At 67.7% G+C, this 11600-nt stretch carries 10 protein-coding genes; all 10 read right to left on the bottom strand.

Features of this window, described 5'->3' with window-relative positions:
• Positions 1-18: 18 nt before the first annotated feature.
• Positions 19-984 carry a reductase gene (locus QMA07_RS05615; protein ID WP_290160507.1) on the bottom strand — a complete coding sequence of 322 codons (966 nt, stop codon included), beginning with the start codon at positions 982-984 and terminating at the stop codon, positions 19-21.
• Positions 985-1047: 63 nt separating this feature from the next.
• A complete protein-coding gene (locus tag QMA07_RS05610) occupies positions 1048-1764 on the bottom strand; it encodes a DUF402 domain-containing protein (protein WP_290160506.1) in 717 nt (238 codons plus the stop codon).
• Positions 1765-1898: 134 nt separating this feature from the next.
• Positions 1899-4403, bottom strand: coding sequence for a phenylalanine--tRNA ligase subunit beta (gene pheT / locus QMA07_RS05605; RefSeq protein ID WP_290160505.1), 2505 nt, complete (start codon positions 4401-4403; stop codon positions 1899-1901).
• Positions 4403-5443: a phenylalanine--tRNA ligase subunit alpha gene (gene pheS, locus QMA07_RS05600; RefSeq protein ID WP_290160504.1), complete on the bottom strand. Its 1041-nt coding sequence runs from the start codon at positions 5441-5443 to the stop codon at positions 4403-4405. Before pheS ends, pheT begins: the two co-directional genes overlap by 1 nt.
• 72 nt (positions 5444-5515) lie before the next feature.
• Positions 5516-6475 carry an amino acid ABC transporter permease gene (locus tag QMA07_RS05595; protein WP_290160503.1) on the bottom strand — a complete coding sequence of 320 codons (960 nt, stop codon included), beginning with the start codon at positions 6473-6475 and terminating at the stop codon, positions 5516-5518.
• Positions 6472-7128 carry an amino acid ABC transporter permease gene (locus QMA07_RS05590; RefSeq protein ID WP_140037507.1) on the bottom strand — a complete coding sequence of 219 codons (657 nt, stop codon included), beginning with the start codon at positions 7126-7128 and terminating at the stop codon, positions 6472-6474. Before QMA07_RS05590 ends, QMA07_RS05595 begins: the two co-directional genes overlap by 4 nt.
• 59 nt (positions 7129-7187) lie before the next feature.
• Entirely contained in the window at positions 7188-8096 is a 909-nt protein-coding gene (locus QMA07_RS05585; protein WP_290160501.1) for a glutamate ABC transporter substrate-binding protein, read from the bottom strand.
• Positions 8097-8143: 47 nt separating this feature from the next.
• Complete coding sequence (locus tag QMA07_RS05580) at positions 8144-8890, bottom strand: amino acid ABC transporter ATP-binding protein (RefSeq protein WP_290160533.1); 747 nt, start codon at positions 8888-8890, stop codon at positions 8144-8146.
• A 355-nt stretch (positions 8891-9245) separates the two neighbouring features.
• Positions 9246-10226: a TAXI family TRAP transporter solute-binding subunit gene (locus tag QMA07_RS05575; protein ID WP_290160500.1), complete on the bottom strand. Its 981-nt coding sequence runs from the start codon at positions 10224-10226 to the stop codon at positions 9246-9248.
• Positions 10223-11599, bottom strand: a complete 1377-nt coding sequence (locus QMA07_RS05570) for a HAMP domain-containing sensor histidine kinase (RefSeq protein ID WP_290160499.1) — start codon at positions 11597-11599, stop codon at positions 10223-10225. Before QMA07_RS05570 ends, QMA07_RS05575 begins: the two co-directional genes overlap by 4 nt.
• Position 11600 lies beyond the last annotated feature (1 nt).

Here is an 11600-nt window from a genome sequence, read left to right as displayed (position 1 = left end):
AGTCTAGCGAGGCCGCCGTCAGCCGAGCAGGTGCAGCAGCGAGAGTTCCTCGGCCCGCGTCAGACCGGCCTTCCGCTCACGATCGACACCGCGTACCCGCTCGTCTTCGACCACCGCGGCGATCGTCTCGTCGAGCGGGCGCAGCTCGCCCCCGGCTTCCCGGTATCGCGCGTTCGACCTCGCCATGAAGCCCGTCATCTCGATCGGCAGCCACAGGGGCAACGATCGCTCCCCCGCCCAGTACTCCACGTCGTTCTCGACGAGCCAGCCATCCGTTGCCGTCACCGTGCGTCCACGATGTCCGACGTGTCTGCGCACGGCCTCGAGCACCTCGCTCAGCGGCTGCCTGTCGCCGATCGTATTGATCACACCGGTCGCCGTCGTGGTGGCGACGAACTGCGACAGATCGTCGACGTCGATGACCTGGACGTCCCGCCCCTCGGCGGGTGGGAGCAGCACGGGGCCGTCCTCTGCCCGCAGGAACGCAGCACCCCAGTAGCCGAATCGATCGCTCGGGTCGTCCGCGCCGACGATCAGGCCGGGGCGCACGATCAGCGCTCGGTCCCCGAGGGCGCGAACCGCGTTCTCGGCGGAGACCTTCTGCGCCCCGTACTCATACTCGTCTCCGAGGCCGGCGGGCCGGTGCAGCGGTGCGGACTCGTCGGCCCCGACCGTCTCATCGTCGGAGTATGCCGACATCGACGACACGTACGTCCAGCGGGCGGCTCTCTCGCCGAGCGCCTCGACCCCCGCCGCGACATGCGCCGCCGTCGAGGAGACGTCGATCACGTGGTCCCAGTCGCGGCCGCGGACCGCGTCGTAGGCATCGGCGTGGTCACGATCGGCCAGGACCAGGCTCGCCCCGTCGGGCGACGGCCGCCCTCCTCGCGCGAGGCACATCACCGTCGCCCCGTTCATGAGCAGGCGTCCGGCGATGCGGCCGGACAACCAGCCGGTTCCGCCGAGGATGAGAACGTCGGTCATGCACCCATGCCACCATCTTCGCCGGACGAGGGGAAGTGCCGTCTGCTCACGGCGGATGAGAGTTCACCGCGTGCGGAGGTCGGACAGCCCCGCCAGCTCCGGAACGGACCAGGAAGGATCAGGCCGCCAATCGCGCCATTCCGCGGCGAACGGCCAGTCTCCGTCATGGAAAGAGGCGATCGCGGCGTCCGCGTGCCGCTCGATCTGGGCTGCCTGCTCTGATGTGAGGCGGCCCTGCTCGACGGCTGCGATGAGCTCGTCCTCGTCTTTCAGATGCACCCGACCATCGGGCTCTATCTCGACGTCGAGGATGTGGTCCGACGAGTACGTGTCGCGATCGGTGCGCAGATGCGCGTTCTCGAGGTTCACGTACCAGCCGGCGAACTGCCAGTCAGAACCGTTCGCCTCGCTCCAGAAGAGCCAGACCGACCACGCAGCACCCGCGGGGGCGATGCGGAGGATGCCGTTGCCCCACCACTCCTCGACGATCCGCGACCGCGGCTCGAGCCATCGCCGCTCGAGCGGAACCGTCCGCACGCGTTCGCCTGCGGGAGTGCCCTGTCCTTCCTGCAGGGTGCCCGGAGCGAGCCAGGCGACGAGACCCCGCTCGTCATCGCGGACCACGCGCATGGGTGTGATCGTCGATGCGTCTCCGGGCTGCCACCCCGGCTTCCGGTAGTGCCAGGAGACCTGATCCCCCGGTTCGAGGAACGGCCCCTCGCCCATCGGTCGAACGCCGTCGGGCACCGCCGCAGGGGTGCTGTGGGGAAGGATGCTCATCACGACACGGTACCCCCGGGGCTCGCCGGGTTCAGGTCGGCTCGACGGTGATGCGTGCAACAGCGGCACAGACGACGCACGCGAGCTGCACATCGAGTGCAGCCCGCGTGCGAATCGGTGCGCGCCGTTCGGTGTCAGTCGCGCAGAGTCGCGCCGAATCGGGCGGTTGCGACAGCCACGCCCGCGAGCTTCGCCTCCGTGGCCTCGACAGCGGTGAGCGTGCGGTCATCGGCGCGGAAGCGCAGCGCGAACGTCAGACTCTTCTCACCCTCGTCCACTCCCTCGCCGCGATAGTCGTCGACGAGACGGATCGCCTCGAGAAGCGCACCGGCGCCCTCGGCCAGCGCGGTCTTGACCTCGCCCGCGGGGACGTCAGCCCCGAGCACGAGCGACACGTCCTGCGTGGCGGCGGGGAACGTCGACAGAGATGCGGCGACCGCTCGGCCGCCACCGAGAGCGAGGATCTGGTCCAGATCGAGCTCGAGCACCGTGGCACGACCCGGAAGGTCTGCCCCGGCGGCGACGTCGGGGTGGAGTTCGCCGACATAGCCGACCTCGACGTCACCGACCGACAGCACGCCGGTCCGCCCGGGGTGCAGCGCCGCGCGCTGACCTTGCGCCACCTCGATGTCGACCCCGGCGGCTGCCGCGATGACTCGGGCAGCGTCCAGTGCCTCCGACAGCCCTGCCGGTTCAGCCACGCGACCGGGCTGACGTGCCACGACATTTCCGGTGAACAGGGCCGCGACATGACGGTGCTGAGGCGGGATCGACGCGTTCAGCGCGGCGAGGGTCTCGTCCGAAGGGCGCACGCCGAGGGGCGGAACCTCGTCCGTGCCGTACTCGACACCCGGCTCGGGCAGGAACACGACCCCGGTCTCGAACAGCGCGAGATCCGTGAGGCCGCGCGAGATGTTGCGGTGCGCGGTCTGCAGCAGGCCGGGGATGAGCGAGCGGCGAAGGAACGGAGCCGATCCGTCGAGCGGGTTCGCGAGCCGGATGCTGGGCACGTGCTCCCCCGACGCCGATCCGTGAAGATCGTTGTCGGCCTCGGTCGTGAAGGGGAACGAGGGCGTCTCTACGAGACCGGCGGCGGCCAGCGCGTCGGACACTCGACGACGACCCTGCTGGTGCGTGGTGAGACCGCGCCCGGAGGGAGGCGTCGGCAGCACCGAGGGGATGCGGTCGAGACCGTGGATGCGGGCGACCTCTTCGGCGAGAGACCACTTGTCGGTGAGGTCGGGGCGCCAGGTCGGCGGGATGACAGTCCAGCCGGCACCCGTCTCGGTGACTTCGCCCCCGATGGTCGTGAGGGCTCCCACGATCTCGCCGTCGCTGTAGTCGACGCCGATGAGCCCCTGCACGAATCCCTTCGGCAGGTCGATGTCGGCGACGAACACCTCGGCGAACAGGGCGCCGCCCTCATCGGTGAGCGTGCCGCCCGCGAGCTCGACCATGAGGTCGGCCGCGCGCCGCGCTGCGACGAACGGCACGAGCGGGTCGACCCCGCGCTCGAAGCGCTTGGAGGCCTCGCTGGGCAGCTTGTGTCGACGAGCGGTGCGGGCGATCGTGATCGGGTCGAAGGTCGCCGCCTCGATGAGCACGTTCCGCGTGGTGTCGCTCATCTCGGTCGTGCCGCCGCCCATGACTCCGGCGAGGCCGATCGGGCCCGACTCGTCGGTGATGAGCAGATCCTCGACGTGGAGCGTGCGCTCCTGACCGTCGAGCGTCGTCATCTTCTCGCCCGGCGAGGCACGGCGTACCGTGATGCCTCCGGCGAGCTTGTCGAGGTCGTATCCGTGCAACGGCTGGCCGAGCTCGAGCATCACGTAGTTGGTGATGTCGATCAGGATCCCCAGCGAGCGCATGCCGGCGAGGGAGAGTCGGGCGATCATCCACGGCGGGGTCGGACGCGAAGGGTCCACGTCCCTGACGACCCGTGTGACGAACTCGCTCGCGCCGACACGTCCGCGCACCGGTGCCACGTCGTCGACGATCGCCGTGTGACCGCTGCCGGGCTGGAGTTCGGCGAAGTCACGATCCGCGGGGTCGCGGAACGCCGCTCCGGTGGCGTGCGAGAACTCGCGCGCCACCCCTCGGATCGAGAACGCGTAGCCGCGGTCGGGGGTGACGTTGATCTCGACGGCGACGTCGTCGAGCCCGAGGAGGCTGATCGCGTCGGTCCCGACGGGGGCGTCGATGCCGAGATCGGCGAGCACGAGGATGCCGTTGTGCTCGTCGCCCAGGCCCAGCTCGCGCGCGGAGGCGATCATGCCGTCGGACACGTGACCGTAGGTCTTGCGCGCGGCGATCGGGAACGGCCCCGGCAACACGGCACCAGGCAGTGTCACGACGACCTTGTCTCCGGCGACGAAGTTGTGCGCTCCGCAGACGATTCCGCGGATGCCGCCGTTCGCCTCGCCAACGTCGACCTGGCACCAGTTGATCGTCTTGCCGTTGGACTGCGGCTCCCCCTCGAGAGAGACGACCTGTCCGACCACGACGGGACCCGAGATCTCGAAGCGGTGGACGTCCTCTTCCTCGAAGCCGACGGTGACCATCGCCGCGAGGACGTCCTCGGGCGTCGCATCCGCTGCCAGATCGACGTACTCACGCAGCCACGAAAGCGGGACGCGCATCACACCACCATCCCGTACTGCTCGCTGAATCGGACATCGCCCTCTGCCATGTCTCGCATGTCCTGCACATCGCTGCGGAACATGAGTCCTCGCTCGACACCCATGCCGAAAGCGAAGCCGCTGTAGACGTCGGGGTCGATCCCCGCGGCGCGGAGCACGTTGGGGTTGATCATTCCGCAGCCGCCCCACTCGATCCAGCGGGCGCCTCCCTTGAAGGTCGGGTGCCACAGGTCGAGCTCGGCCGACGGCTCGGTGAAGGGGAAGAAGTTCGTGCGGAAGCGCGTCTTGGCCTCCGGCCCGAAGAGCTGACGCGCGACGTGGTCGAGCGTGCCCTTGAGGTGCGCCATCGAGATGTCCTTGTCGACGACCAGACCCTCGAACTGCGTGAACACCGGAAGGTGCGTCGCGTCGAACTCGTCGGTGCGGTACACGCGACCGGGGCACAGCACGTAGATCGGCACGTCGCGGTCGAGCATCGAGCGCACCTGCACGGGGCTCGTGTGTGTGCGCATCACGAGGTGACGCGACGGCGGGTCGACGTAGAAGGTGTCCTGCTCCTGGCGAGCGGGGTGATCGACATCGAAGTTCAGGGCGTCGAAGTTGAACCACTCGTGCTCGAGCTCAGGCCCTTCCGCGATCTCCCAGCCCATGCCGACGAAGATGTCCGAGATCTGCTCGCTGAGGAGGGTCAGCGGATGCCGCGCGCCGACGCGCGTGCGCGAGGCGACGGCGGTGATGTCGACGCGCTCGGCCTCGAGACGTGCGGCGACCTCGGCGGCGGCGAGTTCCTCCTCCTTGGCGGCGAGGGCCTTCGTGACCTGTCCCCGGCCCTGGCCGACGAGCTTGCCGAAGGCAGCTTTGTTCTCGGGGGCCACCTGACGCATCGATGCGTTCAGGACGGCCAACGGCGAACCGTCGGCGACGTGAGCGGCTCTCGCCGCCTTCAGCTCGGTGGTATCAGCGGCCGCGTCGATCGCTTCGAGCGCGGCCTCGACGGCGGCTTCGACCGCTTCCGGGGTGATTTCGGGAGACTCAGACACGAGACACGAGTCTACCGGGGGTCGCGGATCACGATCTCACGCAGACTCTTCGATCTGCGTCGCGACAGCGCCTCAGACCTTGCCCTGGTCTCCGCCGCCCTCAGGTCCATCGAGGCCGCCGATACCGCCACCACCACCGAAGCCGCTGCTTCCGCGCTGCAGGGTGATGAGCTCGGTGTCGGTGCCGTCGCCGTGCTGGCGAGGATCCTCTGCCGCGTGGATCGCCTTCACCTTGGGTGAACGCCGTGTCTGGACCTCGACCCACTTGGCGATGCCCGACAGGATGAGGCACATGACGATGTAGATTCCGCCGATGACGAAGGCCGACTGCAGGATGGGGCGTCCCTGCTGCGACGTCAGCTGCTTCGCGTAGTACAGCAGTTCCGGGTAGGTGATGATGAAGCCGAGAGCGGTGTCCTTCATCGTCACGACCAGCTGGGCGACGATGACGGGCAGCATCGCCCGGATCGCCTGCGGCAGCAGGATGAGGCGCATCACACCGCTCTTGCGGAGTCCGATCGCGTAGCCCGCCTCCTTCTGCCCGCGGGGCAGGGATTCGATACCGGCGCGCAGCACCTCGGCGAGGACGGAGCCGTTGTACGCCATGAGGGCGATCACGACGGCCCAGTACGGCTCCATCTTGATGCCGACCACGGGAAGGCCGTAGTAGAGCAGCATCATGAACACCAGCACCGGGACGGCACGGAAGAGCTCGGTGATCACGGTCACCGGGATCCGCACCCACGCATGATCGGAGAGCCGGCCGATCGCCAGCACGAAACCGAGGATGACGCTGAGGACGGCGGCCAGCGCGAAGGCGGCGAGGGTGTTGCCCAGCGCCTTGAAGATTCCCATCCACACGTTGGAGAACGTGAACACGAACCACTTCTCAGCCGAGAACTGGCCCGTCTCCACCATGCGGAAGACGATGAAGCCGACCGCCGCGAGAACGAGGACGATGGTGGCGGCCGCGAGCACCCGGTTGCGGGCGATCGCCCGGGGTCCGGGGACGTCGTACAGTACAGAACTCATCGCGCGATCCTCCAACGGTTCTCGAGATATCGCTGCAGCCAGCTCAACAGCAGCACCAGAGCGACGAACACGACGGCGACCCAGAGGAGGACCTCCATCGGGTTGCCCGGACGGTCGGCCGAGTCGTTGATCGTCGATCGCAGGGCCGCAAGCTCGGCGACCGAGAATCCGGCGGCGACGGTGGTGTTCTTGAGCAGGGCGATGAAAACGCTCATCATCGGCGGTACGACAGAGCGGAATGCCTGCGGCAGGATCACGAGGCCCATCACCTGCCCGAAGGGAAGCCCGATCGCCCGCGCGGCCTCAGCCTGACCGACGGGGACCGTGTTGATTCCCGCCCGCAGGACCTCGGCCACGTACGTCGCCGTGTAGATGCCGATGGCGAGGATGCCGAGCGTCAGGTTCGAGAGGTCGGGCAGTCCGAGCTGCGGGTACCCGAAGATGAAGAAGAAGAACACGAGGGTGAGTGGGGTGTTGCGCACGATGTTCACGTACGCCGTGCCGACGCCGCGGGCGATGGGCACCGGGGCCACACGCATCGCCCCGACTATCAGGCCCAGGACCAGCGCGATGATCCCGCCGGCGAAGAACACGATCAGTGTGTTGCCGATCGCCTGCCCCCACAGGTCGAGGTTGCCGAAGATGACGTCCACGCCACCCTCCCTTCTTCAGAATGAGTGGGCGGCCTCCCTGAGGAGGCCGCCCATGTCGATCAGTACGCGTCGACCTCGGGCTGTTCGACCTCGATGCCGCTGGAACCGAGGTTCGCGTCGAAGATCGCCTGCCAGATGTCGCCGTTGTCGGTGAAGAGCTCGTTGATGTGCGTCCGCAGGGCGTCGTCACCCTTCGTGAGGCCGACACCGTAGCGCTCCTCGGTGAAGAGTCCGCCGGTGACCTTCACGTCGTCCGGGTACTGGGCTGCGTAGCCGATCAGGATCGCCTGGTCGGTGGTCACGGCGTCGACCTTGCCGTCGATGAGGTCCTGGACGCAGGCGGAGTACAGGTCGTACTCCTGCGTCTTGATGTCGGGGAAGTTCGCCTTGATGTTCTGGATCGGCGTCGAGCCGGTCGCAGAGCAGACGGTCTTGCCGTTGAAGTCCTCGAGCGCCTCGGCCTCGTCAGCATCAGCGGCCACCAGAAGTCCCTGGCCGGTGATGAAGTACGGGCCCGCGAAATCGATGAGCTCCTTGCGCTTGTCGTTGATCGAGTAGGTGCCGACGTAGTAGTCGATGTCACCGTTCGTGATCGCCTGCTCGCGGTTGGCGGAGGCGATCGGCTTGAACTCGATCTGGTCCTCGTCGTATCCGAGCGACGCGGCGATCCAGCGCGCGATGTCGACGTCGAAGCCGGTGCGCTCACCCGTCGTCACATCGAGGTAGCCGAGACCGGGCTGGTCCTCCTTGACGCCGACGACGACCCCGTCGCGCTCCTGCATGGCGTCGAACGTCGGGCTGCCTTCGAGCTGGACGTCCTCAGCGACCTCGAACCAGGTGGAGTCCTCGCCCTCTTCGCCGCCGGTTCCGGCGCCGGGGCTGGACGGGCTGCCGCTGTTGCAGGCGGTCAGCGCGAACAGCGCTACCGTCGCGATCCCGATTCCTGCCAGTGTCCGTGTGCGTCGCATGTGCGTCTCCTTCGTGTGCTGTGTGTGCAAAGGTCTGTTGAAGCCGGTCAGTGCGTGAGGAGCTTCGAGAGGAAGTCCTTGGCGCGGTCGCTCTTCGGGTTGGTGAAGAACTCCTCGGGCGTCGCCTCTTCGACGATCTTCCCGTCCGCCATGAAGACGACGCGGTTCGCGGCCTTGCGGGCGAAGCCCATCTCGTGCGTCACGACGATCATGGTCATGCCGTCGCGGGCGAGCTCGACCATGACGTCGAGGACCTCGTTGATCATCTCGGGGTCGAGCGCACTGGTCGGCTCATCGAAGAGCATGACCTTGGGCTGCATCGCGAGGGCGCGGGCGATCGCGACACGCTGCTGCTGTCCGCCCGAGAGCTGAGCGGGAAGCTTCGTGGCCTGCTGGGCGACGCCGACGCGTTCGAGGAGCATCATCGCCTCCTTCTCGGCATCGGCCTTCTTCATGCCGCGGACCTTGATCGGGCCCAGTGTGACATTCTCGAGGATCGTGAGGTGCGCGAAGAGGTTGAACGACTGGAACACCATGCCGACGTCTGCGCGCAGGTGAGCGAGGCCCTTGCCCTCGGCCGGAAGCGCCTTGCCGTCGATGCTGATCGTGCCGCTCGTGATCGTCTCGAGGCGGTTGATCGTGCGACACAGGGTCGACTTGCCCGAGCCGGAGGGACCGATCACGACGACGACCTCGCCGGCGTTCACCGTGAGGTCGATATCCGTGAGCGCCTGGAAGTCGCCATAGTGCTTCTGGACGTTGTCGACAACGACGAGAGGCTTACCGGTGGTCATCATTTCTCCAAACTAGCCAGGTCGAACACGGGGCTCCACACAGGCGCGTCGACATTTACACGTTCGTAACCACGCAGAGAGGCCGATCCCGCCCGAGAGCCGGAGTGCCCCACGGTCCGCCCCCGCGGACCGTGGGGGCGTCCCTGCTGCTCCGTCCCTCCCCCGAGTAGAACGTCGCAGCAAGCCTCCGACCGGATCCGACCGCAGGACGCTGGCGGAGAATGACCGAAAGCGCGCCCGGGTGAAGGGCGTGGGCTCAGTGGCATCTGAATTCTCCGTCGAATCGAGTGCGATCGACCACCACATTGGCAGAGCGGCATGCCGGCATGAGACTTCTTGAGGATTTCTTGAGGCCTCAGTCGCGCTGGTCTCGGTAGTACTCGATCGCGCCCGGATGCAAGTCGACCGGCCCCGTGAAGATCGCCTGTCTGCGGTCGAGCAGAGAAGCGACCGGTACCCGCTGCGCGATCTCCGTGCGGGCGTCGAAGAGGCTCGTCAGGACATCCCGGACGACGCCGTCCGGAGTGTCGGACGAGGTGACGAGATAGTTCGGGACGGCCATCGTCGGCACCGACTCCTCCAGCCCGTAGAGCCCCACCGGGAAGTCGGACGGACGGTAGGCATCGGAGTAGCGTGTGTTGATCGCGGCGACCCAGGTCTGCTCCACGGGTACCAGTCGCACGGGGGTCGTCGTCGCCAACTCGGCGATGCCGGGCGTCGGGATGCCGCCGACCCAGAAGAATCCGTCGATCCCCGATCTCTCGAGCGCGGCGATCGACTCGCTGAGGTCGAGCTGCGGATCGGCGATCGACGCGATATCGACCGCTGCGGCATCCAGCGCTCGCGCGGCGATGACGTTCACGCCCGAGTTCTCCGCGCCCAGCGACACGGTCTTGCCCGAGAGATCGCCGAGTTCGACGATCTCCGAGTCGGCGCGCACGACCACGTGGAGGTATTCGTCGTACAGCCGCGCGACGGCCTGCACCGGCAGCGCCTCGTCGAATGCGCCGGCCCCCGCGACCGCGTCTGCCGCGGCATCCCCCTGGGCGAAGCCCAGCAGAGCCTCCCCCGAACTCACCCGCAGAAGGTTGTCGACCGACCCTGCGGTCTCGGCGACCGCCACACGGACGCCCAGCGCTTCCGACAGCTCGCGAGCGACCTCCGCACCGTAGGCGTAGTACACCCCGTTCGATCCGCCTCCGGCGATCGCGTACTGAGAGTCATCCCAGTCGGTCGATCGACTGCTGCATGCACTGCTCGCGCCCGCGATCACCACCACCGTCACCACCGCCGCGATCCTGCGCCAGCGTGCAGGGCGCACGCCCCGCGCGCTCATCTCGCAGCTCCGTCCGGCAGCAGCAAAGAGACCAGCAGTCCACCGTCCTGCGGCGTGTCGACCCTCAGCTCCCCGTCGAGCGCCTCCAGCAGATCGGTCGCGATCGCGAGACCGAGACCGGAACCGGGCACCCCTCCGCTGTCGTCGCTGCGCCAGAAGCGGTCGGCGGCGTTCTCGGCCTGCTCGCGCGTCAGCCCCGGGCCATGATCGCGCACCGTCAGCACACAATGGCCATCGCTGCGATGGGTCCCGATCTCGACGACCGAATCCGCAGGAGAGAACTTGACCGCGTTGTCGATGACCGCGTCGAGCGCGCTCTCGACGATCGTGCGATCGGTGACGCTCATCACCGGGCCGGCTCCTGTCGAGAGCGTTCGGATCCCGCGCTGAGAGGCCACCTCGCTCCAGGCGTCGGCGCGTCTGGCCGCGAGCGTCGTGAGGTCGACGACCGACATCGTGGTGTCGGAGCGTCCGCCTCGTGCGAGCCCGAGGAGCGTCTCGAGTATGCGAGCCATTCGGCGCCCCTCTTCCCTCGTCTCCTCGACATCGTCCTTCCAGTCGTCGTCGAGGCCGGTCGAGAGGTGCTCGACGCGCAGGAGCAGAGCGTTGAGGGGGTTGCGCAATTCGTGCGAGGCGTTCAGCGCGAACTCCTGCTGCCGTGTCATCACGCGCTCGATCTCATCCGCCATGCCGTTGAAGACGCGGGTCATCCGGCGCAGCTCGGGTGGGCCGGTGTCCTCCGCGACCCTGGCATCCATCTCGCCCCGCTCGATGGCGATCATCGCCTCATCGAGACGGCGCACCGGAGAGAGCACCCACCGGGCGAGCTGGAACACGAGCAGCACTCCCAGCCCGATCGACACCGTCGACACCGCCGTGAGCACGAGGATCTGCCTCAGGATCTCCGTCCTCGGCGCTTCGACGTCTGCGGAGAGCATCACGGCTCCGATGACGTCGCCATCGTCGAAGACCGGCTCGACGAGCGAGGACTCTGCGGCGATCCACGGGAACACCGGCTCAGGAGCTTCAGCCCTCCGCCCCGAGAGCGCGAGGGCGACTCGTGCGGCATCGTCGTCAGGCAGCACCTCGGTTGCGTCTTCTCCCGATGCCCACACGCCGCCGGTGAGATCGAACACGACGACGTCGATTCCGTATACCTGGTGGAAGCGCTGGACCTCGGCATCGATCACCGTCGCGCTCCCCGATCGGAGCGCCTGTCGCGCACTGGTCACGAAGTACCCGAGGTCACCGAGCTGCTCGGTGTAGAACGCCTGCTGGATGCTGCGGGTCGCGCTCCAGGCCGTCGCGCCGCCCAGCGACAGGAGGATCGCGACGAGCGGCACGAGGAACACGACGACCAGACGCCTGCGCATC

It is taken from the genome of Microbacterium sp. APC 3901, from assembly GCF_030407765.1.
In the GTDB taxonomy this organism is placed as follows: domain Bacteria; phylum Actinomycetota; class Actinomycetes; order Actinomycetales; family Microbacteriaceae; genus Microbacterium.
The sequence above is the reverse complement of the archived record's forward strand: the minus strand, read 5'-3'. Positions and strand labels throughout refer to the sequence as shown.

Coding starts and splice junctions, on each gene's coding strand:
- QMA07_RS05615 (WP_290160507.1), bottom strand. CDS start 984: ATGACCGACGTTCTCATCCTCGGCGGAACCGGCTGGTTGTCCGGCCGC.
- QMA07_RS05610 (WP_290160506.1), bottom strand. CDS start 1,764: ATGAGCATCCTTCCCCACAGCACCCCTGCGGCGGTGCCCGACGGCGTT.
- pheT (WP_290160505.1), bottom strand. CDS start 4,403: ATGCGCGTCCCGCTTTCGTGGCTGCGTGAGTACGTCGATCTGGCAGCG.
- QMA07_RS05595 (WP_290160503.1), bottom strand. CDS start 6,475: ATGAGTTCTGTACTGTACGACGTCCCCGGACCCCGGGCGATCGCCCGC.
- QMA07_RS05585 (WP_290160501.1), bottom strand. CDS start 8,096: ATGCGACGCACACGGACACTGGCAGGAATCGGGATCGCGACGGTAGCG.
- QMA07_RS05580 (WP_290160533.1), bottom strand. CDS start 8,890: ATGACCACCGGTAAGCCTCTCGTCGTTGTCGACAACGTCCAGAAGCAC.
- QMA07_RS05575 (WP_290160500.1), bottom strand. CDS start 10,226: ATGAGCGCGCGGGGCGTGCGCCCTGCACGCTGGCGCAGGATCGCGGCG.
- QMA07_RS05570 (WP_290160499.1), bottom strand. CDS start 11,599: ATGCGCAGGCGTCTGGTCGTCGTGTTCCTCGTGCCGCTCGTCGCGATC.